The 26,996-nt window shown below is 70.0% G+C and carries 22 protein-coding genes; 14 read left to right on the plus strand and 8 right to left on the minus strand.

Annotation, left to right across the window (positions count from 1 at the left end; genetic code table 11):
• Positions 1–598 precede the first annotated feature (598 nt).
• From AB4Z01_RS05105 to AB4Z01_RS05145, 9 genes are all read left to right on the plus strand, one after another.
• Positions 599–1,624 (plus strand): substrate-binding domain-containing protein, encoded by a 1,026-nt coding sequence (locus AB4Z01_RS05105; RefSeq protein ID WP_441691215.1) that lies wholly within the window; start codon positions 599–601, stop codon positions 1,622–1,624.
• A gap of 71 nt (positions 1,625–1,695) precedes the next feature.
• Positions 1,696–3,246, plus strand: coding sequence for a sugar ABC transporter ATP-binding protein (locus AB4Z01_RS05110; RefSeq protein WP_441691216.1), 1,551 nt, complete (start codon positions 1,696–1,698; stop codon positions 3,244–3,246).
• Positions 3,243–4,214, plus strand: coding sequence for an ABC transporter permease (locus AB4Z01_RS05115; protein ID WP_441691218.1), 972 nt, complete (start codon positions 3,243–3,245; stop codon positions 4,212–4,214). The genes AB4Z01_RS05110 and AB4Z01_RS05115 overlap by 4 nt, the downstream gene beginning before the upstream one ends.
• Before the next feature lie 3 nt (positions 4,215–4,217).
• Positions 4,218–5,198 carry a sugar-binding transcriptional regulator gene (locus AB4Z01_RS05120; protein ID WP_441691220.1) on the plus strand — a complete coding sequence of 327 codons (981 nt, stop codon included), beginning with the start codon at positions 4,218–4,220 and terminating at the stop codon, positions 5,196–5,198.
• On the plus strand, positions 5,182–6,174 hold the full coding sequence (locus tag AB4Z01_RS05125; RefSeq protein WP_441691222.1) for an aldo/keto reductase: 993 nt from the start codon (positions 5,182–5,184) through the stop codon (positions 6,172–6,174). Before AB4Z01_RS05120 ends, AB4Z01_RS05125 begins: the two co-directional genes overlap by 17 nt.
• 220 nt (positions 6,175–6,394) lie before the next feature.
• Positions 6,395–8,095, plus strand: coding sequence for an FAD-dependent oxidoreductase (locus AB4Z01_RS05130; protein WP_441691224.1), 1,701 nt, complete (start codon positions 6,395–6,397; stop codon positions 8,093–8,095).
• A gap of 11 nt (positions 8,096–8,106) precedes the next feature.
• On the plus strand, positions 8,107–8,955 hold the full coding sequence (locus AB4Z01_RS05135; protein WP_441691226.1) for a class I fructose-bisphosphate aldolase: 849 nt from the start codon (positions 8,107–8,109) through the stop codon (positions 8,953–8,955).
• Complete coding sequence (locus tag AB4Z01_RS05140) at positions 8,952–10,457, plus strand: FGGY-family carbohydrate kinase (RefSeq protein ID WP_441691228.1); 1,506 nt, start codon at positions 8,952–8,954, stop codon at positions 10,455–10,457. Before AB4Z01_RS05135 ends, AB4Z01_RS05140 begins: the two co-directional genes overlap by 4 nt.
• A gap of 205 nt (positions 10,458–10,662) precedes the next feature.
• A complete protein-coding gene (locus AB4Z01_RS05145) occupies positions 10,663–11,514 on the plus strand; it encodes an HpcH/HpaI aldolase/citrate lyase family protein (protein WP_441691230.1) in 852 nt (283 codons plus the stop codon).
• 67 nt (positions 11,515–11,581) lie between these two features.
• Here the strand turns inward: AB4Z01_RS05145 and AB4Z01_RS05150 are convergent, their stop codons facing one another.
• From AB4Z01_RS05150 to AB4Z01_RS05160, 3 genes are all read right to left on the minus strand, one after another.
• Positions 11,582–12,532 (minus strand): hypothetical protein, encoded by a 951-nt coding sequence (locus tag AB4Z01_RS05150; protein WP_441691232.1) that lies wholly within the window; start codon positions 12,530–12,532, stop codon positions 11,582–11,584.
• Between the two features lie 58 nt (positions 12,533–12,590).
• Positions 12,591–13,478: a hypothetical protein gene (locus AB4Z01_RS05155; protein WP_441691234.1), complete on the minus strand. Its 888-nt coding sequence runs from the start codon at positions 13,476–13,478 to the stop codon at positions 12,591–12,593.
• A 226-nt stretch (positions 13,479–13,704) separates the two neighbouring features.
• Positions 13,705–14,700 (minus strand): alpha/beta fold hydrolase, encoded by a 996-nt coding sequence (locus tag AB4Z01_RS05160; protein WP_441691236.1) that lies wholly within the window; start codon positions 14,698–14,700, stop codon positions 13,705–13,707.
• A 194-nt stretch (positions 14,701–14,894) separates the two neighbouring features.
• Here AB4Z01_RS05160 and AB4Z01_RS05165 point away from each other — a divergent pair, with 194 nt between their 5' ends.
• The 3 genes from AB4Z01_RS05165 to AB4Z01_RS05175 are packed head-to-tail and all read left to right on the plus strand — an operon-like array spanning position 14,895 to position 16,671.
• Positions 14,895–15,347 (plus strand): DUF2231 domain-containing protein, encoded by a 453-nt coding sequence (locus AB4Z01_RS05165; protein WP_441691238.1) that lies wholly within the window; start codon positions 14,895–14,897, stop codon positions 15,345–15,347.
• A complete protein-coding gene (locus AB4Z01_RS05170) occupies positions 15,344–16,237 on the plus strand; it encodes a PQQ-dependent sugar dehydrogenase (protein ID WP_441691240.1) in 894 nt (297 codons plus the stop codon). The genes AB4Z01_RS05165 and AB4Z01_RS05170 overlap by 4 nt, the downstream gene beginning before the upstream one ends.
• Entirely contained in the window at positions 16,234–16,671 is a 438-nt protein-coding gene (locus AB4Z01_RS05175; protein WP_441691242.1) for a PQQ-dependent sugar dehydrogenase, read from the plus strand. The genes AB4Z01_RS05170 and AB4Z01_RS05175 overlap by 4 nt, the downstream gene beginning before the upstream one ends.
• 56 nt (positions 16,672–16,727) lie before the next feature.
• Here AB4Z01_RS05175 and AB4Z01_RS05180 read toward each other — a convergent pair whose 3' ends face one another.
• The 4 genes from AB4Z01_RS05180 to AB4Z01_RS05195 all read right to left on the minus strand — a co-directional run bounded on the left by AB4Z01_RS05180 (position 16,728) and on the right by AB4Z01_RS05195 (position 23,074).
• Positions 16,728–17,915 (minus strand): acetate/propionate family kinase, encoded by a 1,188-nt coding sequence (locus AB4Z01_RS05180; RefSeq protein WP_441691244.1) that lies wholly within the window; start codon positions 17,913–17,915, stop codon positions 16,728–16,730.
• On the minus strand, positions 17,915–20,290 hold the full coding sequence (locus tag AB4Z01_RS05185; protein ID WP_441691246.1) for a phosphoketolase family protein: 2,376 nt from the start codon (positions 20,288–20,290) through the stop codon (positions 17,915–17,917). The genes AB4Z01_RS05180 and AB4Z01_RS05185 overlap by 1 nt, the downstream gene beginning before the upstream one ends.
• A gap of 100 nt (positions 20,291–20,390) precedes the next feature.
• Entirely contained in the window at positions 20,391–21,980 is a 1,590-nt protein-coding gene (locus AB4Z01_RS05190; protein WP_441691248.1) for a DHA2 family efflux MFS transporter permease subunit, read from the minus strand.
• Positions 21,977–23,074, minus strand: coding sequence for an HlyD family secretion protein (locus AB4Z01_RS05195; RefSeq protein WP_441691250.1), 1,098 nt, complete (start codon positions 23,072–23,074; stop codon positions 21,977–21,979). Before AB4Z01_RS05195 ends, AB4Z01_RS05190 begins: the two co-directional genes overlap by 4 nt.
• Before the next feature lie 166 nt (positions 23,075–23,240).
• Between AB4Z01_RS05195 and AB4Z01_RS05200 the strand changes: the two genes are divergently transcribed.
• Positions 23,241–24,998, plus strand: coding sequence for a thiamine pyrophosphate-dependent enzyme (locus tag AB4Z01_RS05200; protein ID WP_441691252.1), 1,758 nt, complete (start codon positions 23,241–23,243; stop codon positions 24,996–24,998).
• An 11-nt stretch (positions 24,999–25,009) separates the two neighbouring features.
• Positions 25,010–25,867 (plus strand): alpha/beta fold hydrolase, encoded by an 858-nt coding sequence (locus tag AB4Z01_RS05205; RefSeq protein ID WP_441691254.1) that lies wholly within the window; start codon positions 25,010–25,012, stop codon positions 25,865–25,867.
• A gap of 6 nt (positions 25,868–25,873) precedes the next feature.
• Here AB4Z01_RS05205 and AB4Z01_RS05210 read toward each other — a convergent pair whose 3' ends face one another.
• Entirely contained in the window at positions 25,874–26,953 is a 1,080-nt protein-coding gene (locus tag AB4Z01_RS05210) for a flavodoxin family protein (protein WP_441691256.1), read from the minus strand.
• Between the last annotated feature and the right edge of the window lie 43 nt (positions 26,954–26,996).

Raw genomic sequence — 26,996 nt, forward strand, 5'->3', positions numbered from 1 at the left:
GGATGATCTCGGGTCGGATCATGCCGGTGGGGTCGTAGCGGGCGTTGCCGCTCCTGCTTGCGGGAGCATGTCACAACGCCCATCCCTCGCCGTCATTGCGAGGAGGCGAAGCCGACGAAGCAATCCATCGTCCCGCATGAGCGGAGGCATGGATTGCTTCGCTGCGCTCGCAATGACGGTGTTGGGGATTCCGAAAAGGTCTCGCTTGCGGGAGTCCGGAGGTGCGGGGTGGCCCGGTGAGACCCTTGTCGAGGTCCGGCCCCGCCCTCACCCGGTCTCGCTGCGCGAGCCCGACCTCTCCCGCCAGGCGGGAGAGGCAATACGAAGGCGCTTGGCAACTTGGTGATCTTCGGCCAGTGCGCGCCGGCGTGATCTGACCTGAAATGATCATGCTCTGATCCGGCCATCCTCGATCGACTCCAAGGGGCGCGTCGGTTCCGCACAGCCGGATCCGGCGCGCCCTTTTTATTTGCCCGCCGACAAAGCGCTTGACGCCGCCGGCAAAGCTCGCTTTCTTGGACGGAAGAAATTTCAGTCATTGAAATATACATCAACAACCGGTCGCGGATGCCGCTGCCGGAGCTAGGGAGGATGAGAGATGACGACCTTGCGTACCCGGATCCTGGCGGGCGCCGCCCTGGCGGCCATGCTGTCCGCCGCCCCGGCCGGCGCGGCCGAGCCGTTCCGCTGCGCGCCGGGCGAGCTCTACGCCATGAACGTGATGGTCTCGGGCGTCGAGTACTGGTTCCCGGTCTATGAGATGTTCAAGCAGGCCGGCAAGCAGATGGGCTGCGAGACCATCTACACCGGCACGCCCGACTATGACGTCACCAAGCAGATCGCCAGCTTCGACCAGATCCTGGCGCGCCAGCCCAAGGGCATCCTGGTGCATCCGATGAACTCGGATCCGTTCATCGAGCCGATCAACCGCGCGATCGAGCAGGGCACGGCGATCGTCACCTTCGCCGCGGATTCGCCGAACTCGAACCGCACCGCCTTCATCACCTCGAACAACGACCTCGAGGGCACGGGCGCGGCCGACGCCGTGGCCGAGGCGATGGGCGGCAAGGGCGAATACGGCGTGCTGGAGAATCCGGGCCAGGACAACCATGACCGCCGCGTCGCCGCCTTCATCGAGCGGATGGAGGAGAAGTGGCCGGACATGAAGCTGGTCGCCCGCGCCGCCTCGAACCAGGACCCGAACAAGGCGTACCAGGCCGTGCTGTCGATGGCCCAGGCCAACCCGAACCTCGGCGCGCTGTTCATGCCGGAGGCCAACTCGGCCCTCGGCGCCGCCCAGGCCAGCGTCGAGCTCGGCGGCAAGATCAAGGTCATGACCGCCGACGTGAACGCCAAGATCCTCGACATGATCAAGGCCGGCCAGGTCTTCGGCTCGGTCAACCCGAACCAGGGCATGCAGGGCTATATGGGCTTCATGGCGCTGTACCTCGCCGCCCATCCCGACCTGATCGACCCGATGAACGACGCCAAGGGCGCCGGCCGGAACCCGATGGTGATCCCGTTCATCGACAACGGCTACGCCGTGGTCACGGCCGCCAATGCCGATAACTTCTACTGGGACAAGTATCTGCAGCGCCGCGGCACCAAGGGCATCGACGAGTAATCGCCGATCCGACTGCCGGCCGGGACTCGTCCCGGCCGGCCTCCGCGACCCAGGAAGCCCTTCGAAATCCCATGTCCCTGCTCTCCGTCCACGACATCGCCAAGAGCTTCGGCCCGGTCCGCGCGCTGTCCGGCGTGCGGTTCGAGCTGCAGGCCGGCGAGGTGCACGCCTTGATGGGCGAGAACGGCGCCGGCAAGTCGACGCTGATGAACGTGCTGGGCGGCGTGCACCAGCCCGACCGCGGCACGGTCAGCCTGGACGGCAAGCCGGTGCGGATTCCCAGCCCGGCCGCGGCCCAGGCACTGGGAATCGGGCTGGTGCATCAGGAGATCGCGCTCTGCCCCGACGCCACCGTGGCCGAGAACATCTTCATGGCCGAGACCAATGGCCGGCGCGGCCTCAGGCGCAGCCTGTGGCTGGACACGCGCGACCTGAAGCGGCGGGCCGAGGCGGTGCTGGCCAGCCTGCATCCGGTGCCGGTCGACGTCCGCGCCGGCGAGCTGCCGATCGCCAGCCAGCAGATCGTCGAGATCGCCAAGGCCCTGACCCTGAACTGCCGGGTGCTGATCCTCGACGAGCCGACGGCGGCGCTGACCGAGGCGGAGGCCGAGGCGCTGTTCGCCATCATCCGCGGCCTTCAGGCCCGTGGCATCGGCATCATCTATATCAGCCATCGCATGGCCGAGATCTTCGCCATCGCCGACCGCATCACCGTGTTCCGCGACGGCGCCTATGTCGAGACGCTGCAGACCGCGGCGACGACGCCGGAGCAGGTGGCGGCGAAGATGGTCGGCCGGCCGCTGCTGGACCTGTACCCGCCGCGCCGCGGCCCGGCCACAGGATCCCCGCTGCTCAAGGTCGAGGGCCTGTCCGACGGCGGCATCGTCCGCGATGTCGGCTTCGAGGTCCGGCCGGGCGAGATCGTCAGCCTCGGCGGGCTGATCGGCTCCGGCCGCACCGAGACGGTGCAGGCGATCTGCGGCCTCACCCGGCGCGCGTCCGGCCGGGTCACCTGCGACGGCGCCGAGGTGCCGCCGGGGGACTATCCCGCCGCGATCCGGCAGGGGCTGGTCTATCTGAGCGAGGACCGCAAGGGCAACGGCGTCTTCCTCGACCTGTCGATCGCCCAGAACGTCTCGTCGCTGGACCTGCGGCTGGTGTCGGGCCCGGTCATGGTCAGCCGCCGGCGCGAGGCGGCGCTGGCCGAGACGATGCGCCAGCGCCTGGGCATCCGCTGCGCCGGCGTGCACCAGCCGGTGGCGACGCTCAGCGGCGGCAACCAGCAGAAGGTGGCGCTGGCCCGGCTGCTGGCGGTCAATCCGCGCATCCTGTTCGTCGACGAGCCGACGCGCGGCGTCGACATCGGCGCCAAGGCGCAGATCTACGCCATCCTGCGCGAGCTCGCCGACCAGGGCGCCGGCATCGTCGCGATCTCGTCCGAGCTGCCGGAGCTGATCGGCATCAGCGACCGCATCCTGGTCCTGCATGAGGGCCGCCTGGCCGGCGAGCTCGGGCCGGGCGAGATGACCGAGGAGGCGATCATGCAGCTGGCCTCCGGCCTCGCTGTCCAGGAACGCGGACCCGGCGCGCCGCGCCGCGCCGCCATGGGAGACATCAGATGAGCATGGCCGACGTGACGCCGATGATGCGCGTCGTCCGGGTCCGCGAATTCGGCCTGCTGGCCATCATCGCCCTGCTGTTCGTGGCGATGAGCTTCGCCTCGCCCTATTTCCTGACCCTGTCGAACATGCGGGCGATCCTGCTGTCCTTCTCGATCGAGGGGATCGTGGTCATCGGCATGACCATCCTGCTGATCGTCGGCGGCATCGACCTGTCGGTGGGCTCGGTGGTCTGCCTGTCGATGGTGATCGGCGGCACGCTGTTCCTGGCCGGGCTGGACCCATGGTCGGCCAGCCTGATCGCGGTCGCGTGCTGCGGCGCCATCGGCTTCCTGATGGGGCTGTGCGTCACCCGCATCGGGCTGCATTTCTTCATCGTGTCGCTGGCCTTCATGGTGATCACCCGCGGCCTCAGCCTGCTGCTGACCCAGGGCACGCCGCAGTCGCTGTTCTCGCTGCCGAAGGAGTTCAAGTTCGTCGGCCAGGGCAGCGTCGGCGGCCTGCCCTTCGTCATCCTGATCTTCCTGGTGCTGATCGCCGTGTTCGACGTGCTGCTGCGCAAATCGGTGCTGTTCCGGCGGGTCTACTACACCGGCAGCAACGAGAAGGCGGCCCGCTTCTCCGGCATCGACACCAGGCGCACCAAGATCATCTGCGCCACTTTGTGCAGCACGCTGGCCGGCGTCGCCGGGGTGATCTACATGGCCCGGTTCGGCGCGGCCACCCCGCAATTCGGCGTCGGCATGGAGCTCAGCGTCATCGCCGCCGCGGTGATCGGCGGGGCCAGCCTGAACGGCGGGTCCGGCACCATCGCCGGCGCGGTGCTGGGGGCGGCCCTGCTGTCGCTGGTCACGTCGTCGCTGATCCTGCTCAACGTGCCGGTGTACTGGCAGGACATCATCCGCGGCGCCATCCTGCTGGTGGCGGTGACGATCGATCACCTCCTCAACATGAACAAAGCCCGGGGCTGACCGATGCCGCGCCCGCTCTACAGCGAATCCGAACGACTGCGAAACATCCACCGCGTCCTGGTGATGTTCTACCAGGAGCACCGCTCCCAGGCCGACATCGCGGCGGAGATCGGCATCTCGCCGGCCAGCGTCAACCGCATGATCCGCGAGGGGCATGAGCGCGGGCTGGTCGACATCCGCATCCGCTCGCCCTTCGATGCGGAGGAGGGGCTGTCGTCGACGCTGAAGCGCCTGGGCGGCCTCGATTCGGCGGTGGCGGTGGCCGCGGTCTCGACCGACCCGGCGATCGTGCTGAAATCGGCGGCCGAGGCGGCGGCGACGACGCTGCTGGAAGGCCTGGCCGACGGCATGACCATCGCCGTCTCCGGCGGCGTCGCCCTCTGCGCCACGATCGAGGCGCTGGCCCCGCCGCGGGCCTATGACGTCCGCGTCGTGCCGGCCACCGGCGGCGTCCAGGGCAAGTTCCGCACCGACGTCAACCACGTCGCCGTCGCTTTGGCCGAGAAGCTGGGCGGCAAGGCCTACCAGCTGCACGCCCCGATCTTCGCGGCGAACGAGGCGGAGCGGGCGGCGCTGCTGTCGGTGTCGACCATCCGCAGCGTGCTCGACATGGCCCGGTCCGCCGACGTCGCCCTGTTCGGCATCGGCTCGGTGCGCGACGAGCACGCCACCTACCTGACCCTGTCGGACACCGCCGACCGCGGCGCGATCGAGCGCGTCGGGGCCGAGGCGGAGCTGCTGGCCCATCTGCTCGATCGCGACGGCCGGCCCTGCGACCACCCGTCGAACCGCCGGCTGGTGGCGCTGACGCTGGACGAGCTGGCGGGGATCCCGCGGCGGATCGCGGTCGCCTCGGGCGAGCGCAAGGTCGGGGCCATCGCCGCGGTGCTGCGCGGCGGCGCGCTGGGCCATTTGATCACGGATGACCGGACGGCGCGCGCCGTCGTCGAAAAGCTGGAGGGCAAGGATGCAGATGCAGCGTGAGATCGGGGCCAGCGGGATCCCCGCCAGCGCGGTGGGGCTCGGCACCTGGGCCATGGGCGGCTGGCTGTGGGGCGGCGGCGACGACGATGCCTCGGTGGCGGCGATCCGCGCCGCGCTGGACGCCGGAGTCACCCTGATCGACACCGCCCCGGCCTATGGCCTGGGCCGGGCCGAGGATCTGGTCGGCCGGGCGGTCGAGGGCCGCCGCGACGAGGTCGTGCTGGTGACCAAATGCGGCCTGGTCTGGGACACCGACAAGGGCCGGCCCTTCGTCGGCCAGGACGACAAGACCATCCACCGCTATCTCGGCGCGGAGTCGGTGCGGCAGGAGCTGGAGGCCAGCCTGCGCCGCCTGCGCACCGACCATGTCGACGTGCTGATCACCCATTGGCAGGACCCGACGACCCCGATCGCCGAGACCATGGACGCGCTGCTGGCGCTGAAGGCCGAGGGCAAGACCAAGGCCATCGGCATCAGCAACGCCAGCGTCGAGGATCTCGCCGCCTACCGTGCCGCGGGGCAGGTCGATTGCGTGCAGGAGGCCTACAACATGCTCGACCGCGGGCTGGAGCAGACGCTGATCCCGCCCTGCCGCCAGGCCGGCATCGCCGTGATCAGCTATTCCAGCCTGGCGCTGGGCCTGCTGACCGGCCGGATCGGGCCGGAGCGGAGCTTCGACGGCGACGACCTGCGCCGCACCAATCCGCGGTTCTCGGCCGAGAATCGGCGTTTGGTGGCCGCCTTCGCCGCCGATTTGGGCGGCATCGCCCGCGATCATGGCGTGGAGGTCGCCGATGTGGTGATCGCCTGGACCCTGACGCAGCCCGGCATCACCTTCGCCCTGTGCGGCGCGCGCAACGCCGACCAGGCCCGGGCGAACGCGCGGGCGGGAGAATTACGCCTGGCGGCGGACGAGCTGGCGGCGATCGACCGCGCCATCGCCACCCATCTCGGCCCGGTCGCGGCGGCCGCGTAGCAACGGCTTTGGGAATGTCCAACTCACAAATCCTCGGGCGCATTCCGATTACCTCTCCCGCTTGCGGGAGAGGTCGGAGACGCGAAGCGGCTCCGGGTGAGGGCTCTTTGTCGAGGCCCGGGCCAGCCCTCACCCGGTCGTCCTGCGGACGCCCGACCTCTCCCGCCAGGCGGGAGAGGCAACACAAAGCTCAGCCCGTTGTGAGTCAGGACACGACACGATGACCGGCAATGGCTCGGCCATCCCCGAGCGGGCCATCCCCGAGCGGGCCGATGTCCTGGTGATCGGCGGCGGGATCAACGGTATCAGCACCTTCCGCGAGCTGGCGCTGCAGGGCATCGACGTGGTGCTGGTCGAGCGCGACGATTTCTGCTCCGGCGCCAGCGCCGCCTTGTCCCGCATGGTGCATGGCGGCCTGCGCTACCTCGAGAACGGCGAGTTCCGGCTGGTGCGCCAGTCGCTGCAGGAGCGCGATCGGCTGCTGCGCAACGCGCCGCACTATGTCTTCCCGCTGCCGACGCTGGTGCCGGTGACGGCCCGGCTGCGCGGCACGCTGGCGACGATCGGCGCCTTCCTCGGCATCGCCGAGCGGCCGAAGGCGCGGCCCGGGCTGATGATCCGGGCCGGGCTCGCGCTCTACGACCTGCTGTCCTGGCGCAGCCGGACCATGCCGCGGCATCGCGGCATCGGCCGGGCCAGGCTGCAGCGCCTGGCCAAGGGCATCACCCGGCGGGCGGTGGCGGGGGTGCTGTATTACGACGCCCGCGTCACCCAGCCGGAGCGGCTGGGCATCGAGCTGTTGCTCGACACCGAGGCCGAGACCGGCGCCCGCGCCTTCTCCTACACCGAGATCACCGGCCGCGACGGCGACGGCCTGGCCTGGCGCGACCGGCTGACCGGCGCCAGCGGGCGGATCGCGCCGCGCGTGGTGGTCAACGCCACCGGCGCCTGGGTCGATCTCGTCGGCGGCGCCATCGGGCCGGCCACCAACCGCCGCCGGGTCCAGGGCACCAAGGGGTCGCATCTGATGATCCGCAACCCGCTTCTGCAGGAGGCGTTGGGCGACCGGATGATCTATTTCGAGAATGCCGACGGCCGCATCTGCATCGCCTTCAACCATGCGAACGCGGCGATGGTCGGGTCCACCGACATCCGGATCGACGACCCCGACGACGCGGTCTGCCTGGATGACGAGAAGCGCTACATGCTCGAAGCGCTCGGCGGCATCTTCCCGGATCTGGAGGTGCGCGAGGACGAGATCGTCCATGTCTTCACCGGCGTCCGCCCGCTGCCGGTCAGCGAGGACGAGGCGACCGGGCGGATCAGCCGCGACCATGCCGTCGGGGTCGACCCGGCGGGCGCGCTGCCCTTCGCCGTGCTGACCCTGATCGGCGGCAAATGGACCACCTTCCGCGCCTTCGGCGAGGAGGTCGCCGACCTGGCCCTGGCCCAGCTCGGCCAGCCGCGCCGGGTCGGCACCCACGACCTGGCGATCGGCGGTGGCCGGGGCTTTCCGCGCGACGCCGCCGCCCGGTCGCGCTGGCAGCGGGACCAGGCCGCCGCCGCGGGCCTGCCGCTGGCGCGGTTCCAGAATCTGAGCGAGCGCTACGGCAGTCGCGCCGTCGCCGTCGCCCGTTTCCTCGGCGAGGGGCCGGACGAGCCGGTCGCCGCCGCCCCCGACTATTCGCGGCGCGAGCTGCAATATTTGATCGAGACCGAACGGGTGCGCGACATCGGCGACCTGCTGCTGCGTCGCACCCTGCTGGGGATGGAAGGGCGGGTCACCGCCGCCCTGGTCGCCGAGGCCGGGGCGCTGGTTGCGTCCAGCCTGGGCTGGACCGAGGCCGAGACCGCGGCCGCCGCGGCCCGCTTCGACGACATCATGGCCCGCCGCCACCGCGTGCAGGCCGCGCAACACTGATGGGGTTTCCGATGTATCTGACCAAGAAGGTCCGCTTGAACCGGCTGATGCGGAATGGCCGCTGCCTGGATGTCGCGATCGACCACGGCGTCTGCAACGAGCCGTCCTTCATGGCCGGGCTGGAGGACATGGCAGGCGTGGTCTGCATGCTGACCGCGGCCGGGCCGGACGCGATCCAGATGAATTACGGCCAGGCCGACCTGCTGCAGTCGATGCCGGGGCAGAACCGGCCGGCGCTGGTGATGCGCGTCGACATGGGCAACCCCTACAACCGCCAGCGTCATCGCGAGATGTGGGCGCTGCTGCAGAACGAGGCCGACCCGATCCTGCCGGCGTTGCGGCTTGACGCGGCCTGCGTCGTGGTGAACCTGTTCATGCTGCCGGACGAGCCGGGGCTGTTCCGGCAATGCGTGCAGAACATCAGCCGGCTCGGCAATGATTGCGAGAAATACGGCATGCCGCTGATGATCGAGCCGCTGGTGATGCAGCCGAACGACCGCGGCGGCTACCTGGTCGATGGCGACACCGAGAAGATCGTCACCCTGGTCCGGCTGGCGCGCGAGCTCGGCGCCGACATCGTCAAGGCCGACCCAACCGACGACCCGGCCGATTTCCGCCATGTGGTCCAGGCGGCGCGCTGCCCGGTGCTGGTCCGCGGCGGCGGCAAGGCCGACCTGCGGCGCGTGTTCGACACTTCCGCCGCGCTGATGGCCCAGGGCGCCCATGGCCTGGTCTATGGCCGCAACATCTACCAGCACGACAACCCCGGCGCGGTGGTGGCGGCGCTGATGGCGATGATCCATGACGGCGCGGACGCCGACGCTGCCTGGTCGATCTATCGCAACGGGGGCGGACGATGAGCGCCTGGCTGGGCATCGACGCCGGCAACACCGGGGTCAAGGCGCTGCTGTTCGACGATGCGGGGCGGGAGCTGGCCTGCGCCCATCGCGACACCGGCGGCCACAGCCCGGAGCCCGGCATGGTCGAGCGCGACATCGGCCGCCTGCGCACCGATCTCGCCGACCTGGTCCGCGAACTCTTGGACAAGAGCGGCCTGCAGGGCCGCGACATCGCCGGCATCGGCACCTCGGGCCATGGCAACGGACTCTATCTGCTCGACGCCGAGGGCGGGCCGCTGGCGGCGATCCAGTCGCTCGATTCCCGCACCGCCGGGCTGGTCGAGGAGTGGGCGGCCGCCGGGGTGGGGGAGGCGGCGGCGGCGATCTGCCTGCAGCGGCCCTGGCCGTCGCAGACCCCGGCGCTGCTGGCCTGGATGTCGCGGCACCGGCCGCAGGTGCTGGCGCGCGCCGCCCATGTGCTGATGTGCAAGGATCTGGTGGTCCATGCCCTGACCGGGCAGGTGGCGACCGACATCACCGACATGGGCGGGGCCGGGCTGCTGCGCCTGCCCGAGAACCGCTACGATGACGGGCTGCTCGACATCTACGGGCTCGGCGGCGTCGCCGCCAAGCTGCCGCCGCTGCACTGGCCGACCGACCAGGTCGGCACGGTGTCGGCGGACGCCGCGTCCCGCACCGGCCTGGCCGAGGGCACGCCCGTGGTCGCCGGCTTCTTCGACGTGGTGGCCAGCGCCGTCGGCGCCGGCGTCACCCGGCCGGGCCAGGCCTCGATCATCCTCGGCACCTGGAGCATCAACCAGGTGGTGGTCGACGCGCCGCTGGACGGGGTGTTCATGGCGACCGGCATCGCGCCCGGCCGCTTCCTGTCGATGGAGAATTCGGCCACCTCGGCGACCAACCTGGAATGGCTCGCCCATCACCTGCTGGCGCAGGATTCCCGGCGGGCAGGCGGCAGCGCCTTCGCTTTGGCCGACGCCCTGGCCGCCGCGGCGCCGCCCAAGGCCGACGGACCGATGTACCATCCCTATCTCTACGGCGCGGCCGGCGATCCGTCTGCCCGCGCGGGGTTCTTCGGTCTGGCCGGCTGGCATGACGGCGGCGACATGGTGCGGGCGGTGTTCGAAGGCGTCGCCTTCGCCCATCTCGCCCATGTCGAGAAGCTGCTCGCCGCCGGGGCGCGGCTGCGCGGCATCACCATTTCCGGCGGCGGCGCCCGCAGCCCGGTCTGGCCGCAGATGATCGCCGATGTGCTGCGGCTGCCGGTCAAGGTCGCGGCGCAGGCGGAGACCGGGGCGCTCGGCGCCGCCATGGCGGCCGCGGTCGGCGCAGGCCGCTACGACAGCCTGGACGAAGCCGCCGCCGCGATGGTGGCGCCGTCGCGCGAAGTGGTGCCCGACCCCTGCCTGGCCGGCTTCTACCAGCGCCGCTTCGCTCTGTGGCAGGCGGTCGGCAAAAGCCTGGCGCCACATTGGGCGGCCCTGCGCGATCTCGGCCAGGCCTGATCGCGCCGCAGGCCGGCACGGCCGATGGCGCCGTTGAGCTTGAGGTGGACGTCCGAGACCTTGTCGCCGGGGCCGATGTCGCGCATACCCTCGAACTGCCGAAGAGCAGCACGCAGGCGATCTCGGCTGAGCTCGCCAAACGCGGCAGCAACCGCCAAGCCGTACAGGCCGCCCGGAAGGCCGGGCAGATGACCGGAGAGACCTCATGATCCGCTCGCTGCTCTACGTCCCGGCCTCCGAGCCGCGCTTCATCGAGAAGGCCCACACCCGCGGCGCCGACGCCGTGATCCTCGATCTCGAGGATGCCGTCGCGCCCTCCCGCAAGGCGGCGGCGCGCGACGCGCTGGCGGACAGCGTTGCCCAGGCCAGCCGATCCGGCGCCACGGTCTATGTGCGGATCAACGCCGAGCCGGAGCTGCGCTTCCTGGATGCGGAGGCGGCCTGCCGTGCCGGCGCGGCGGGGCTGCTGGTGCCCAAGACCGGCTCCGCGGCGGAGCTGGCGGAGCTGGCCGGGCGGCTCGATCCGGTCGAGCGCGAGCTTGGCCGGCCGGCCATGGAGTTCGTCGCCCTGATCGAGGATCCGGCGGCGCTGCTCGACGCCCGCGCGATCGCCGCTGCCCCCCGGGTCGTCGCGCTGGCCCTCGGCTCGGAGGATTTCGCCACCGCCACCGGCGCCGTGCCGACGCCGGAGACGCTGCGGCTGCCGAAGCTGCTGCTGCACTACGCCGCCAAGGCGGCGGGACTGCGCTCCTACGGCCTGCTGCGCTCGGTCGCCGACTACCGCGACGTCGAGGCGATGACGGCGTCGGCGCGCGAGGCGCGGGCCTTCGGCTTCGACGGGGCCAGCTGCATCCATCCCGCCGTCGTGCCGATCCTCAACCAGGCGTTCGCCCCGACGGAGGAGGAACTGGCCTGGGCCCGCAAGGTGGTCGAGGCCGATGCCGCGGCGCAGCGCGACGGCAAGGGCGCCTATCTGGTCGACGGGCGCTTCGTCGACGCGCCGGTGGTGGAGCGGGCCCGGCGCATGCTGGCGGCATCGGGCGGATCGTTCCTATGATCCGGTGCGGACGGCGGGACACCCATACCGGCCCGCCGGAGCGGAGATCGAGGCGGCGGGGCATCGGCTATGCTGCGGCGTCGGCGTCGATCGCGCGATCGCCGAGGGCGTCGACGATCAGGCGATACTTGACCCGGGCATTGGTCATGTCGCGGAAATAGTTGACCAGGTCGCCCCATGGGTCGTTGACCCGGTTCAGCCCCGAAATGAAGGCGACGACCGTCCCGACCTCGGTCTCGCCGCGAACGACGAACCATCCGCCGACGAACAGGATGCCGATGACCCCGATCTGGTGCAGCAGGTTCATCAGGAAGTTCATGCCGAACTTGCGCCGGTAGATCTGCATGTTGAGGCGATAGATGTCGCCGACCTGCCGTCGATAGCGGCCGGTCTCGCGGGGACCTCGCCGCTCGGCGGCCTCGTCGACGATCTCGACGCTGAGGCCCCGCATGACCTTGATCCGCTGTTCGGTGCGCTGGTTGATCGCCCGCTGCAGGAACGGGATGAACAGGAACTGCGGCAGGAACAGCACGGCGGCGACGGCGGCCATCCAGGGCTCCAGCACCACCATGTAGCCGAACACGGCGATCAGCAGCCCGCCGTTCAGCACCACCTCCGAGACGCTGGCGCCGACGAAGCCGCCGACGGCTTCGACCTCCGACACGATGATCGAGATGTCGATGCCTTCCTTGCGGGCGTCCGGCTCGCCGTCCCCGCCGTTCCGGCCGGATGGGCTCAGCTGCAGCCGCAGCCGCTGGTTGGCGGCCTCGGTCACCGATCCACGGTAGATGTTCAGGAGGAGCTTGAGCCCGCCCTGGACCAGCACGACGCCGACATACATGAGGGACAGCAGGATCAGCTGTTCGAGCGCGTGCTTCTCCAGCGCGCCATTGACGATCCGCCGCTGCAGCTCCAGGGGCGCGAGGTCGAGCAGGAAGACCATGATGGCGAGCAGCGACAGCAGGATCTGATCCCGCGCGCTGACCCGCCAGATGTAGCGGAAGAGGCCCTGAGGCATGGTCGTCTGCGATGCCGGGCCCGGGGGCCGCCTCGGCCGGAGCCGAGGCGGTTGGTCCTCAGATCCGGTCGTCACGCAGATGGCCGCCGAGCGACGCGCTGACCGCCGCGATGAAGGCGCCGATTAGCAGCGCCAGGAAGGCGGTGAAGGCGGTCGACAGCCCGGCCTTGCGGGCGGCATCCGCCGCTTCGCGCGCCTTGGCGATGGCGGCGTCGACCTGCGCCGTCATCTCATCGACCCGCTTCTCCGCGTCGGCCTGGCTGAGGCCGGTGCGCTGCGCCACGAGCTGGGCCAGGTAGCTCTTGTCGGCCGCGGGCAGGCTGCCGGCCGCGGCGGCGTTGGCCAGGATGCGCGCCACCTCCGGCCGCGGATCGGTGTTGCCCGCGGCCGGCGCCTGGGCGTTCGGCGCGGGCCGGAACAGCAGGTCGATGGCGTAGCCGGTCGGGTCGGCGGGCACCGCGGCCGGGGCCGCCGCCGTCGCGCCCTGCGCCGCGCCGGACGCGACCGTCGCCGTGGCCTGGACGCTGGTCGACGCCGCGCCGTAGGTGACGACGCCCAGGATCAGGACCACGAACAGGGTGGAAACGCACCAGGCGAGGAAACCATGGGCGGTGTCGCGGAAGGCGACCTCGTCGGTGTGGAGGCTGGTCCAGCGCGTCCGCAGCCGCCCGGTGACGTAGCCGCCGAGGCCGGAGGCCACCCACTGGATGACGACAAGCCCGATCGCGGTGGTGACCGCGAAGGTCGTGGCGCCGGCGCCCGATCCCGGCCAGGGCGAGACGATCGACAGGCCGAAGCCCGCCCCCAGGACCATCAGCGCCAGGGTGACCGCGGTGGCGACGGCGGCGCCGGCGAAGATGGCGCCCCACGATACGCCGGATGCCGCGGTCTCGACTGCCGGGACGACGGCGCGCGTTTCGGAATATTCGGAATAAGTGCCGACCATGTTGCCCTCCCTCAGCGGAACAGCAGCAGGATGAGGATGATCACCGGGATCGGAATCCCGAGAAGCCAGAGAAGAATGCCGCGGCCCATATCGGCCTCCTGAAGCAGAATCACTGAGTCTGCGAATGGACGGCCGGCCGCCTCCGTTCCGCTCGGCCGCAAATTCTTTCCTGGATATCGACTGTGAGGATGGCCGCCGTGTGCCCTGCCATCCCATCCTCGCCAAGTTATGGAGCCTTCGTTGCCTGACCCTGAAAGAAGTTGATGAGATGCCGGGAGACGAAGCCCGGGTTCTCATCCGGCAGCCAATGCCCGGTCTCCGGCGCTACGGCGCCGGAGACATTATCCGCAGCCTCCTTGGCCATATCCAGCTCCTTCCAGCCATTGCTCCGCTCGCCGGCGAGCGCCAGGACCGGCATCGGCAGCTTTGCCTTCAGGAACTCCTTGAACCGCCGTTCGTCCTCGGGAAAGGCGCGATACAGCTCGAAGCCCGCGCGCATTCCGCCGGGCGCGGCATAGGCCCGCGCGTAGACGGCCAGATCCTCGTCGGCGATCGGCGCGGCGAGCCGCTTCTTCATGAAGTCCGAGATGTACGCATACTCATGCCCGGCCACGAGCATCTCGGCGATGTCGCGCTGCTGGTGCAGGCCGAAATGCCAGAGCTCCGGATCGGGCTTGTGGATCGCTTCGTCCCAGACCCGCGTGCCGGGCACCGGCACGTCGAGCATCGCGAGCCTGGCGACTTCGTCCGGCCATTGCGCGGCATAGGCATAGGCGACCATGACCCCGATGTCGCGGCCGACAAGATCCACCTTCGCCGGACCCAACTGGTGCACGAGGTCCCGGATGTCGGCCGCCATGGTGGCCTTGTCGTAGCCGTCGAGCGGCCGTTCCGACTCGCCCGCACCACGATAGTCGACCGCCACGACGCGGAAGCCCGCCTTGGCCAGCTCCGGCATCACGCGCCGCCATGTGTACCAGGTCTGGGGCCAGCCATGGAGGAGGACGACCAGTTCGCCATCGGTCGGACCGCCGATCACATAGTGCAGCCGCACACCGTTCGCGTCCGCGAACCGATGGGAAAAAATCGTGTCGAAATCGGCCGGCAGGCCGGTCCGCGAGGAGAGCGGCCCGGGCGTGTCCTGGGCATGGCCGGGTGAGACGGCGACGCAGAGGCACACTGCGAGCGCCGAAAGCAGGGCGATCCACGAATGTCGAATCATGATCAGATCCAATGCTGGTCGGCTGCATCGAAGGCCTGCCCGCAGGCGCTCCGGGGGCGCACCCACCGTTTCAATCGCATTGCCGGCGAGGGGTTCCCTTTCCTCGAGCCGCGGGCTTCGCGGCCGACTGGAACGGCGCAGCCTCGGGCGCCGTTGGACTAGGACTGCATCCTTAGTCGCCGTGGGATATTGCGATGACCAGAGCCGATCTCGGCCCGACCGCCCACATCGCCCATCGTCCGATCCACTCGATGCTCGTGTCGGTGCCGATCACCTGCTTCGTCGGCACGCTCTTGACCGACATCGCCTATTGGCGCACCGCCGAGATGATGTGGGCCGATTTCTCCGCCTGGCTGGTCACGGTCGGCGTGATCCTGGCCTTTTTCGCCGCGATCGCCGGCCTGATCGACTTCCTGGGCAACCGCCGGGTGCGGGCCGTGGGCCCGGCTTGGCCGCATGCGATCGGCAATGTCGTCGTGCTGGTCCTGGCGGCCCTGAACATGCTGATCCACACCCGCGACGGCTGGACCTCGGTGGTGCCGTGGGGGCTGATCCTCTCGGCGGCGGTCGTCCTCATCCTTCTGTTCACCGGCTGGATGGGCTGGTCGATGGTCTATCGCCACGGCGTGGGAGTGGCAGAGCGATGAACGGATTCCGTGCCCTGAGGCCTGCGGCGCTGGCGCTGGCCGCCGCCGCCTCGGTGCTTGTCCTCGCGGCCTGCAACGAGGAAGACTTCGACACCGGCAGCCAGATCGGCGCCAACCCCGTCTTGCCCGAGCCGCAGCAATATCTGTTCCCACCGATGCATCTCGCCTCCGTCGTCGGCTGGAAGCAGGGCGAGGCGCCGACGGTCGCGAAGGGGCTGAAGATCGAGGCCCTGGCCACCGGCCTCGAGCATCCGCGTTCGCTGTTTGTCCTGCCCAACGGCGATGTCCTCGTGGTCGAATCCAAACCACCGGGGGTCGAGCCGATCCGGCGGCCCAAGAGCATCGTGACCGGCTGGATCGAATCGCTGGTGACGGGCGGCGGCGATCTGCCGAGCAACCGGATCACGCTGCTGCGCGATGCGGATGGCGACGGCAAGCCGGAGACGCGCAGCATCTTCATCGACCATCTCAGCTCGCCCTTCGGCGTGGCGCTCGTCGGCAGCGACCTCTATGTCGCCAACACCGATGCGATTCTGCGCTTCCGCTACAACACCGGCGACACCAGCATCACCGCCCCCGGCACGCTGCTGACGCCGCTGCCGGGCGGCCCGATCGACCATCACTGGACCAAGAGCCTGGTCGCCAGCCGGGACGGGTCGCTGCTGTATGTCGGCGTCGGGTCGAACAGCAACGTGTCCGAGAACGGCATGGAGGCGGAGAAGAACCGCGCCGCGATCTGGGAGGTCGACCGGCAGAGCGGCCGCTGGCGCCTGTTCGCGACCGGCCTGCGCAACCCGAACGGGCTCAGTTGGGAGCCCGAGAGCGGCGCGCTGTGGGCGGTGGTGAACGAGCGCGACGAGCTGGGCCCAACCTGGTGCCGGACTACATGACCTCGGTCAAGGATGGCGGCTTCTACGGCTGGCCCTACAGCTATTACGGCCAGCATCTCGACCCGCGCGTCCAGCCGCAGCGCCCCGACCTGGTGGAGAAGGCAATCGTCCCGGACTATGCGCTGAGCTCGCATGTCGCGCCGCTGGGGATGGCCTTCACCACGGCGGACGCGCTGCCCCAGCCCTATCGCGGCGGCGCCTTCGTCGGCGAGCATGGCAGCTGGGACCGGGGCGAGTTCAACGGCTACAAGGTCGTGTTCGTCCCGTTCAGCGGCGGGCATCCGAACGGCAAGGCGCAGGACGTGGTGACGGGCTTCCTGAATGCGGATGGCGAGGCGCGGGGCCGGCCGGTCGGCGTCGCGGTCGACAAATCCGGCGCGCTGCTGATCGCCGACGACGTCGGCAACACGGTGTGGCGGGTCACGGCGGAATAGCTGCCGGCGTCGTGAAGCAGGAGGCATCACCCGGCGCCTGGGCTCCGCGCTTCCCTTCAGCGGTTCGCCTGGCCGGGCAGGATCGCCAGCCCCTCATCGGCGACGATCTGCTCCTCATCCGTCGGGACCACCAGGATCCGGGCGGCGCTGCCGGCGGCGTCGATGCGGCCGGCGTTCCGCGCATTGAGCCGGTCGTCGGTGCCGAGGCCCAGCCACTCCAGCCGCCGGCAGATCCGGGCGCGGATCTCCGGCTGGTGCTCGCCGATGCCGGCGGTGAAGACCAGGGCATCGAGCCCGCCGAGCGTGACGGCGAGGCCGGCGATGGCTTGGGCGATGCGGAAGGTGAAGATGTCGAGCGCCTCGCCGGCCGACGGGTCGGCGCTGGCCAGCAGGTCGCGGGTGTCGCCGCTGATGCCGGACAGGCCGAGCAGCCCGGCGCGGTGATACAGCAGGTCCTCGACCTCTTCGACTGTCATGCCGTCCGGACCGAGCAGATGCAGCAGCACCCCGGCGTCGAGCGCGCCGGGCCGGGTCGCCATCGGCACCCCGTCCAGGGCGGAGAAGCCCATCGTCGTCTCGACGCTGGCGCCGTCCTTGAGGGCGCAGAGGCTGGCGCCGCTGCCGAGATGGGCGACGACCACCCGGCCCGCCGCCAGCTCCGGATGGTCCCGGCACAGCGCGTTGGCGATGAAGCGGTAGGACAGGCCGTGGAAGCCGTAGCGCTTGATGCCGCGGTCATGCAGCGCTCGCGGCAGGGCGAAGCGGCGGACCTCGTCCGCCTGGCCGGCATGGAAGGCGGTGTCGAAGGACGCGGTCTGGACGATGCCGGGCCGCAGCGCGCCCATGGCCTCGATCAGCCGCAGCGCCGGCGGCTGGTGCAGCGGCGCCAGCGGCACCAGCGCCTGCAATTGTTCCAACACCTCGCCGGTGATGCGGACCGGGCCGGTGAAGGCCTCGCCGCCATGCACCACACGGTGCCCGGCCAGGGCCAGGCCGTTGAGGCCGAGCCGGTCGTCCAGCACCTGCAGGCAGCCGTCGAGCACGGCCTGCAGGTCAGCCGGATCCGCGGCGCCGATCTCGATGGTTTCGGAGACGCCCTCCGCCTCCAGCCGCAGCGCCGGCGGCCGCCCCTTGAGGTCGAGCACGGCCTTGGCGCGGCGCACGGCCTTGCCGCCGCGCTCCTCGAACAGGCCGAGCTTGATCGAGGAGGAGCCGGCGTTGAGGGCCAGGATTTCGAGCGGCATCAGTCGAACGGCGCCGCGGTGCCGCGGCTCGGCCAGCGCCAGTCGGCGACGTCGGGCATGTCGCGGCCATGCTGCCGGACATAGTCGTGATGCTCCGCCAGCCGGTCCTGGAACCGGCGGCGGGCGCGGTCGGCGTCGGCGCCGAGCTGCGGCAGGCGATCGATCGCGGCGATGGCGAGGTGGAAGCGGTCCAGCTGGTTCAGCACCACCATGTCGAAGGGCGTGGTGGTGGTGCCTTCCTCGCGGAAGCCGTGGACATGGAAGTTGTCGTGGTTGGTGCGCTTGTAGGTCAGGCGGTGGACCAGCTGCGGATAACCGTGGAAGGCGAAGATCACCGGCCGGTCATGGGTGAACAGGCCGATGAAATCCTCCTCCGGCAGGCCGTGCGGGTGCTGCTCCTTCGGCTGCAGCGCCATCAGGTCGACGACATTGACCAGACGGATGCGCAGCGCCGGCAGGTGCTCGCGCAGCAGCGCCACGGCGGCGACGGCCTCCAGCGTCGGCACGTCGCCGGCGCAGGCCAGCACCACGTCGGGGTCGCCGTCGCCCTCGTTGCTGGCCCAGCCCCAGCGGCCGATGCCGGCCCGGCAATGGGCGGCGGCCTGGTCGATGTCCAGCCATTGCGGCGACGGCTGCTTGCCGGCGACGATGACGTTGATCCGGTCATAGGTGTGCAGGATGTGGTCGGTCACCCACAGCAGCGTGTTGGCGTCCGGCGGCAGGTAGATGCGGACGATGTCGGCCTTCTTGTTGACGACATGGTCGATGAAGCCGGGGTCCTGGTGGCTGAAGCCGTTGTGGTCCTGCCGCCAGACATGCGAGGTCAGCAGGTAGTTCAGCGACGAGATCGGCTGCCGCCATTCCAGTTCGCGGCTGACCTTCAGCCATTTGGCGTGCTGATTGACCATCGAATCGACGATGTGGATGAAGGCCTCGTAGCAGGAAAACAGGCCGTGCCGGCCGGTCAGCAGGTAGCCTTCCAGCCAGCCCTGGCACAGATGCTCGCTCAGCACCTCCATCACCCGGCCCTCATGCGCCAGGTGAACGTCCTCGGGCAGGATATCCTCCATCCACACCCGGTCGGTGACCTCGAACACGGCGTCGAGGCGGTTGGAGGCGGTCTCGTCCGGCCCGACCAGGCGGAAGGTCTGCGGGTTCTGCCGGATGACGTCGCGCAGCAACTGGCCCATCGCCTTCGTCGCCTCGCCATGGCTGCCGCCGGGCTCCGGCACGTCGAGAGCGAAGCTGCGGTAGTCGGGGACCTCCAGCTCCTGGCGCAGCTTTCCGCCATTGGCGTGCGGGTTGGCGCCCATGCGGCGGTCGCCCTGTGGTGCCAGGGCCTGCAGCTCCGGCACCAGCCGGCCGGACTCGTCGAACAGCTCCTCCGGCCGATAGCTGCGCATCCAGGCCTCGAGCTGGGCGAGATGCTCCGGCTTGTCGGCCAGGCCGGACAGCGGCACCTGGTGCGACCGCCAGAAGCCTTCGGTCTTCAGCCCGTCGACCTCCTTCGGCCCGGTCCACCCCTTTGGCGTGCGCAGGATGATCATCGGCCAGGGCGGCCGGGCCATGCCGTCGGCCTGCGTGCCGGTCCGGATCTCGCGGATGCGGTCGACGATGATGTCGAGGGTGGCGGCCATGGCCTGGTGCGTCGGCGCCGGGTCCGAGCCCTCGACGAAATACGGCTCGTAGCCGAAGCCCTGGAACAGCCGCAGCAGCGACTCGTCGGTCATGCGGCCGAGGATGGTCGGGTTGGCGATCTTGTAGCCGTTCAGGTGCAGGATCGGCAGCACCGCGCCGTCGGTCTTCGGGTTCAGGAACTTGTTGGAGTGCCAGGAGGCGGCGAGGGGCCCGGTCTCGGCCTCGCCGTCGCCGATGACGCAGGCGACGATCAGCTCCGGGTTGTCGAAGGCGGCGCCGTAGGCATGGGCCAGGGCGTAGCCCAGCTCGCCGCCCTCATGGATCGACCCCGGCGTCTCCGGCGCGGCATGGCTGGGGATGCCGCCGGGAAAGGAGAACTGCCGGAACAGCCGGTGCATCCCTTCCCGATCCTGCCGGATCTCCGGATAGATCTCGGAATAGATGCCTTCGAGATAGGTGTTGGCGACCACCGCCGGCCCGCCATGGCCGGGGCCGCAGATGAAGATCATGTCGAGATCGTCGCGGGCGATCACCCGGTTGAGATGGGCGTAGATGAAGTTCAGCCCGGGCGTCGTGCCCCAATGGCCGAGCAGCCTGGGCTTGATGTGCCCGATCGCCAGCGGCTGCTCCAGCAGCGGATTGTCGAGCAGGTAGATCTGCCCGACGGACAGGTAGTTCGCCGCGCGCCAATAGGCGTCGAGCTTGGCGAGGTCCGGATCCTTGATGTCTGGCGACATGCCGAATGTCTCCTCAACGCCGTTGCCGATGGGGGTGACGGGTTTCGGTGTGCGCCGGCGCTCCTGCTCCGCCGACGAGGACTGGGCTCCGTCGCAATGCTCAGCCCGCCGCGCCGGATTGTCCGCGGCGCAGCAGCAGCGCGACCGGGACCATCAGCATGGCCACGATCGCGAGCGCCTGGAACACGTCAATATAGGACAGCAGCGTGGCCTGGTCCTGGACCAATTGGCCGATCCAGTCGAAGGCCTGCTGCCGCGCCGTCGCCTCGGCCGCGCCCTGGGCCATGAAATGCGCGGTGGCCTGGTCCAGTCCGAGCTGATAGGGCAGGGCCGAGGGCGAGGCATGGCCGGCGAGATAGCTCTGGTGCACCTGGGCATTCCGGGCCAGGAGCGTGGTCGACAGCGACACGCCGATCGAGCCGCCGAGATTGCGCGCCACGTTGATCAGCGCCGCCGCCTGGCCGGTCTTGTCGGGCGGCAGGTCGGCATAGGACGCGGTGGTGATCGGCAAGAACAGGAAGGGCAGGCCGATCATCTGGAACACCCGCGACCAGGCGAAATAGCTGAAATCCGCGTCGGGCGAGAGGGTGGTGAAGTGCCACATCGCCAGCGCCACCACCGCCATCCCGCCCATGATCAGATATTTCGGCGACACCAGGTTGGTGAGGCGGGAGGAGATCGGCATCAGCACGAACATCACCAGCCCGCCCGGCATCAGCGCCAGCCCGGCCCAGGTGGCGGTGTAGCCGTACTGCTCCTGCAGCAGCTGCGGCAGGATCTGGGTCGAGCTGTAGAGGATGGCGCCCACCGCCAGCATCACCAGGCAGGTGGTGCCGAACTGGCGGCGCAGCACCAGCCGGATGTCGACGATCGGGTCCTTGCGCGACAGCTCCCACGGCACCAGCAGGACCAGCGACAGCAAGGAGATCATGGCGAAGGTGACGATGAAGCCGGAGTCGAACCAGTCCTCGCGCTGGCCCTTGTCGAGCATGACCTCGAGGCAGCCGAGCCACAGCACGACCAGCACCAGCCCGATCCAGTCGACCTTCAGCCCGCCGGCCAGGGCCTTCCGGCGCTCCTGCTTCAGCACGTCCGGCTCGACCAGCAGCCACTGCACCAGGGCCAGCGAGGCGATGCCCATCGGCACGTTGATCAGGAAGATCCAGTGCCAGGAATAGTTGTCGGTGATCCAGCCGCCGATGGTCGGCCCGAAGGTCGGGGCGACGATTACGGCGATGGCGTAGATGCCGAAGGCCTGGGCCCGCTTCTCCGGCGGGAAGCTGTCGGCCAGGATCGACTGCTCGCTCGGCGCCAGCCCGCCGCCGCCGAGCCCCTGCAGCACCCGGCAGACGATCAGCATCTCCAGGCTGGTCGCCATGCCGCACAGCAGCGAGCTGACGGTGAACAGGGCGACGCAGATCATGTAGAACCGCTTGCGCCCGACCACGCCGGACAGCCAGCCGCTGATCGGCAGCACCACGGCGTTGGCGACGAGATAGCTGGTGATCACCCAGGTGCTCTCGTCCTGGCCGGCGGCGAGGCCGCCGGCGATGTGGCGCAGCGCGACATTGGCGATCGAGGTGTCGAGCACCTCCATGAAGGTGGCAATCGAGACCACGCCGGCGATCAGCCATGGGTTGCGGCTGCCGGCGGCGGAGCGGCTGCCGGCAGCCTCGGCCGCGGCGGTCATCGCACCGTCACGGTCGGCACCACCGACATGCCGGGGCCCAGCGGCAGGTCCGGCGGCTGGTCGAACACGATCTTCACCGGCACCCGCTGCACCACCTTGACGTAGTTGCCGGTGGCGTTCTCGGCCGGCAGCAGGGCGAAGGCGGTGCCGCTGCCGAATTGCTGGCTGTCGACATGGCCCGGGAAGTCGCGGCCGGGATAGGCGTCGATCGAGATCGAGACCGGCTGGCCCGCGCGCATGAGGTCAAGCTGAGTCTCCTTGAAATTCGCGGTGATCCAGATCTCGCGCGGCACCAGCATCATCAGGCTCTGGCCCGGCGAGGCATAGGCCCCCCGCGCGGACGACAGATTGGCGACGCGGCCGGCGACGGGTGCCGTCAGCACGGTCCGGTCCTGGTTCGCCTGGGCCTGCTGCAGCGAGGCCTGCGCCTGCTCCAGCTCGGCCCTCGCGCTCTGCGCCTGGGCCTGCAGCACACCGAGTTGTTTGTCCGCGGCGGTCAGCGACGCCTGGGCACCGTCGAACTCGGCTTGCCGCTGCCGCAGATCCGTCGATGCCTGGTCCGCCCGTTGCTGGGTGCCGGCGGCGGTCTTCACCAAATCCTGGGCCCGCTTGTTCTCGTCCTCGGCGAATTGCAGCGCGGCCTGGGCGGCGGTGACCTGCAGCCGGGACTGGTCGACCTTCGCCTTCTGCGCTTCGATCTGGGCCGCCACGTCCGCGATGTTGGCCTGCGCCTGGTCCACCTTGGCGCGGGCCTGGGCCAGGGCGGCGGCATAGTCGCGGTCGTCGATCCGGGCCAGCACGGCGCCGGCCTCGACCAGCTGGTTGTCGGTCACCGGCACATCGACGACGGCGCCGCTGACCTGCGGGCTGACCGACACGGTGCGGGCGTCGATGAAGGCGTCGTCGGTGCTCTCGTAATTGCGGGCATGCAGCCACCACGCGACGGCGCCCGCCAGCAGCACCACCGCCGCGACCGAGCCGATCAGCACCGCCCTTCCATGCCGGGCGAGGAAGCCGCGGCGGTCCCCGGGCTCGGCCGGCTTGCGGTCCTCCGCCGCCGGCGTTTCGGCGCGTGCTGCATCGTCTGGAGTCATGGCTTGCCCCCGCGATCGGTCCCGATCGGTGCGTGGTCCTGCCCTAGCAACAGGAGGGGCCGCCGGTCTGGCTCAACCTGCGACGAATTTTCCCTGGACCGCCCGCCGGAACGGCCTTTTGGCGGCGGCTGTTGCCCAGGCGAACCCCAAACGCAGGAGAAGCGAGATGGCCCGCCCCACCGCCGGCGATGTCTTGGTTGAAACCCTGATCGATTGGGGCGTCGACACGATCTTCGGCATCCCCGGCGACGGCATCAACGGCGTGATCGAGGCGCTGCGGATTCGGCAGGACAAGATCCGCTTCATCCAGGTGCGGCACGAGGAAGCCGCCGCTTTCGCCGCCTGCGCCTACGCCAAATGGACCGGGAAGCTGGGCGTCTGCCTCGCCACCTCCGGCCCCGGCGGCATCCATCTGCTGAACGGGCTGTACGACGCCAAGCTGGACGGCCAGCCGGTGCTGGCGATCACCGGGCTGCAGTTTCACGACCTGGTGCACACCTTCACCCAGCAGGATGTCGAGCTGGACAAGCTGTTCGCCGACGTCGCGGCCTACAATGTCCGGATCATGGGGCCGAACCATGTCGAGAACGCGGTCGATCTGGCCTGTCGGACGGCTCTGGCCCGCCGCGCGGTGGCCCATGTGACCATCCCGGTCGACATGCAGTCGCAGCCGGTCGAGGCGCGGACGCGGTCGGAGCGCAACGTGCCCGGCCATGTCTCCGACGTCATGGCCCCGCCGGCCCAGATGCCGGGCGAGGACCAGATCGCACGGGCCGCCGCGATCCTGAATTCCGGGAAGAAGACCGCGATCCTGGCCGGCCGCGGCGCGCTCGGCGCCCGCGAGGTGCTGGAGGCGGCGGCCGAGCGGCTGGGCGCGCCGGTGATCAAGCCGCTGCTCGGCAAGGGCGCGCTGCCGGACGACAGCCCGTATTCGACCGGCGGCATCGGCCTGCTCGGCACCCTGCCGTCGCAGGAGGCGCTGGAGGAATGCGACACGCTGCTGATCGTCGGCAGCGCCTTCCCCTATATCGAATACTACCCGAAGCCGGGGCAGGCGCGGGCGGTGCAGATCGATCTCGACCCGCAGCGCATCGGCCTGCGGCACCCGGTCGAAGCCGGCCTGGTGGGCGATGCGCGCAAGGTGCTGGAGGCGCTGCTGCCCCGGCTGCAGCATCGCGACGACCGCTCCTTCCTGACGCAGGCGCAGAAGGGAATGAAGGAGTGGAACGCGCTGATGGTCGAGCGCGGCACCCGGCAGGACAAGCCGATGAAGCCGCAGGTGGTGGCGCATGAGCTGGACCAGCTGCTGCGCCACGACGCCATCGTCGCCACCGATTCCGGCACCATCACCACCTGGGCGGCGCGGCACCTGACGATGCGGGACGGGATGATGTTCTCCTGCTCCGGCAACCTCGCCTCGATGGCCTGCGGGCTGCCTTACGCGATCGCCGCGGCGGTGGCCTATCCGGACCGGCAGGTGGTGTGCTTCATCGGCGATGGCGGCATGGCCATGCTGCTCGGTGAACTGGCCACCTGCGTGAAGTACAACCTCAACATCAAGATCGTGGTGATCAAGAACAACGCCCTGGGCCAGATCAAATGGGAGCAGATGGTGTTCCTGGGCAACCCGGAATATGTCTGCGAGCTGCAGCCGATCGACTTCGCCGCGGTGGCGCGCGGCTTCGGCGTCGCCGCCTGGTCGGTGGACGACCCGGCCCAATGCGGCGAGGTGCTGCGCGAGGCTTTGGCGGCGCCTGGCCCGGCCCTGGTCGAGGCGGTGGTTGACCCGCATGAGCCGCCGATGCCGGCCAAGGCGACGCTGAAGCAGGCGGCGCACCTGGCGGAGGCGCTGGCGCGCGGCACGCCGGCCCGGCGCAAGATCGCCCTGACCGTCGCCTCCGACACGGTGCGCGAGCTGGTCTAGGGGCCGCCCCGATGTTCGAGGGTTTCGCGCTCGAGAGGATCGAGCTGCCGGAGGCCACGCTGCGGGTGCGGCATGGCGGGTCCGGGTCCCCGGTGCTGTTGCTGCACGGCCATCCCCGCACCCATGCGACCTGGCATCGCGTGGCGCCGCTGCTGGCCGCGGACCACACAGTGGTCTGCCCGGACCTGCGCGGCTTCGGCCGATCCACCAAGCCGGCCGACACGCCGGACCATGCCGGCTCCTCCAAGCGCGCCAAGGCACGGGACTGCATCGCGCTGATGCAGCGGCTGGGCTTCGAGCGTTTCGCCATCGTCGGCCATGACCGCGGCGCCTACACCGCCTTCCGCGCCGCCATGGACCATCCGGACCGGATCAGCCACCTCGCGGTGTTCGACGCGGTGCCGATCCTGGAGGCGCTGGAGCGCTGTGACGCGCGCTTCGCCAGGGCCTGGTGGCACTGGTTCTTCTTCGGCCAGAAGGGCAAGCCGGAGCGCGCCATCCTGGCCGACCCGGACGCCTGGTACGGCGCCACCGCCGAGCAGATGGGGGCCGAGGCCTATGCCGATTATCGCGAGGCGATCCACGACCCGGAGACGGTCCACGGCATGATCGAGGATTATCGTGCCGGGCTGGGCATCGACCGCGAGCACGACGCCGAGGACCGTCGCGCCGGGCGGCGGATCGAATGTCCGGCCTTGGCTCTTTGGGCCCTGCGCGACGATCTCGAAGAGCTCTATGGCGATGTGCTGGCGGTCTGGCGGCCCTGGGCGAGGGACCTGACCGGCCATGGCCTCGACTGCGGCCACCACATGGCGGAGGAGGCGCCGCAGGCCTTGGCCGACGCGCTGCGGAGATTTCTGAAGCCCTGACCGCGGCTATTTCTGCCGCGGTTCCCGCAGCGCGGCGCCGGCGGCGACCTGCCGGCCCTCGCGCTGGGCCAGGACCGCCTCCAGCAGGGTGCGGGCGGCGTTGCACACCTCCTCCTGGATCGCCGCATCTTCGTCCAGGGCGGCATGGCTGGTGGCATAGGGTTCCCAATAGCCGATGTAGCGGTCGACTTCCGCCAGCGACCCGGCGGGGATGAGATGCATGGAGGTCAGCCAGTCCGCCAGGCTGCGGCGGACGCCCTCCGCACCCTCGACATCGCCATGCACCACGACCGAGAAGTGGCGGCCCGCCAGATGCCTGGGATAGTCCCAGCCCGCCATCTCCATCTCCTTCGCCCGCCTGGCGTCCTTGCCCTGGGTCGAGGTCGGATCCGGGTTGCCACCGTCGGCGCAGACCAGCCGGTCCATCATCAGCTTCACCGGCGAGGTGACCTGGTACCAGTTCACCGGGGTCAAGATCATGACGCCATGCGCCGCGACCCAGAGCGGGTAGATCTCGTTCATCCAGTCATGGACCTGGCCGAGCGAATGGTTCGGATAACAGGAGCATGGCCAGTGGCAGAGGGCGGGGGAGGTCGAGAAGCACGCCTTGCAGGGGTGGATGTGCCGCCCGTATTCGGAGCCCAGCCGGCTGAGGTCCAGCACATCCGCCTCGATTCCGTCCACGGCGGCGAAGACCTCCCGGGCCAGCTCGGTCAGCCGGAAGGTCTTCGACATCTCGCTGGGGCAGGTGTGCTCGCTGCGCGACGAGCCGCAGACCAGCAGGATCCGGGCCGGCAGCGCCGGGTCGCCGTGCCGGCGCTCCGCCTCGCGGATCGCCTCGCGGGCGGCGATCCAGTCGACCGACAGGTCGTAATCCGGATCGGCGAAGCCGGGACCGGCTTTCCGCGTGTGCGGGCTCTTCCGGGAATGGCTGTAGGCGTCCCAGGCAGCATCGGCGATCCGGCCGAGCTCGGCCAGCAGCGGGCCGTAGGCGGGGTCCTGGAACTGGCCGAGAAACCGCCGGCGGAACTCCGGTTCGGCCAGACGGGGGCTGGGTGTGCCCTTGCGCGGTTCGAGATCGGTCACGGCGGCTCCTGCGGCAGCGATGGGCCTGTCCGGAATGACGATG

The sequence above is a fragment of the Inquilinus sp. YAF38 genome (assembly GCF_052113205.1).
Lineage (GTDB): Bacteria > Pseudomonadota > Alphaproteobacteria > DSM-16000 > Inquilinaceae > Inquilinus.

Coding starts and splice junctions, on each gene's coding strand:
- AB4Z01_RS05105 (WP_441691215.1), top strand. CDS start 599: ATGACGACCTTGCGTACCCGGATCCTGGCGGGCGCCGCCCTGGCGGCC.
- AB4Z01_RS05110 (WP_441691216.1), top strand. CDS start 1,696: ATGTCCCTGCTCTCCGTCCACGACATCGCCAAGAGCTTCGGCCCGGTC.
- AB4Z01_RS05115 (WP_441691218.1), top strand. CDS start 3,243: ATGAGCATGGCCGACGTGACGCCGATGATGCGCGTCGTCCGGGTCCGC.
- AB4Z01_RS05120 (WP_441691220.1), top strand. CDS start 4,218: ATGCCGCGCCCGCTCTACAGCGAATCCGAACGACTGCGAAACATCCAC.
- AB4Z01_RS05125 (WP_441691222.1), top strand. CDS start 5,182: ATGCAGATGCAGCGTGAGATCGGGGCCAGCGGGATCCCCGCCAGCGCG.
- AB4Z01_RS05130 (WP_441691224.1), top strand. CDS start 6,395: ATGACCGGCAATGGCTCGGCCATCCCCGAGCGGGCCATCCCCGAGCGG.
- AB4Z01_RS05135 (WP_441691226.1), top strand. CDS start 8,107: ATGTATCTGACCAAGAAGGTCCGCTTGAACCGGCTGATGCGGAATGGC.
- AB4Z01_RS05140 (WP_441691228.1), top strand. CDS start 8,952: ATGAGCGCCTGGCTGGGCATCGACGCCGGCAACACCGGGGTCAAGGCG.
- AB4Z01_RS05145 (WP_441691230.1), top strand. CDS start 10,663: ATGATCCGCTCGCTGCTCTACGTCCCGGCCTCCGAGCCGCGCTTCATC.
- AB4Z01_RS05150 (WP_441691232.1), bottom strand. CDS start 12,532: ATGCCTCAGGGCCTCTTCCGCTACATCTGGCGGGTCAGCGCGCGGGAT.
- AB4Z01_RS05155 (WP_441691234.1), bottom strand. CDS start 13,478: ATGGTCGGCACTTATTCCGAATATTCCGAAACGCGCGCCGTCGTCCCG.
- AB4Z01_RS05160 (WP_441691236.1), bottom strand. CDS start 14,700: ATGATTCGACATTCGTGGATCGCCCTGCTTTCGGCGCTCGCAGTGTGC.
- AB4Z01_RS05165 (WP_441691238.1), top strand. CDS start 14,895: ATGACCAGAGCCGATCTCGGCCCGACCGCCCACATCGCCCATCGTCCG.
- AB4Z01_RS05170 (WP_441691240.1), top strand. CDS start 15,344: ATGAACGGATTCCGTGCCCTGAGGCCTGCGGCGCTGGCGCTGGCCGCC.
- AB4Z01_RS05175 (WP_441691242.1), top strand. CDS start 16,234: ATGACCTCGGTCAAGGATGGCGGCTTCTACGGCTGGCCCTACAGCTAT.
- AB4Z01_RS05180 (WP_441691244.1), bottom strand. CDS start 17,915: ATGCCGCTCGAAATCCTGGCCCTCAACGCCGGCTCCTCCTCGATCAAG.
- AB4Z01_RS05185 (WP_441691246.1), bottom strand. CDS start 20,290: ATGTCGCCAGACATCAAGGATCCGGACCTCGCCAAGCTCGACGCCTAT.
- AB4Z01_RS05190 (WP_441691248.1), bottom strand. CDS start 21,980: ATGACCGCCGCGGCCGAGGCTGCCGGCAGCCGCTCCGCCGCCGGCAGC.
- AB4Z01_RS05195 (WP_441691250.1), bottom strand. CDS start 23,074: ATGACTCCAGACGATGCAGCACGCGCCGAAACGCCGGCGGCGGAGGAC.
- AB4Z01_RS05200 (WP_441691252.1), top strand. CDS start 23,241: ATGGCCCGCCCCACCGCCGGCGATGTCTTGGTTGAAACCCTGATCGAT.
- AB4Z01_RS05205 (WP_441691254.1), top strand. CDS start 25,010: ATGTTCGAGGGTTTCGCGCTCGAGAGGATCGAGCTGCCGGAGGCCACG.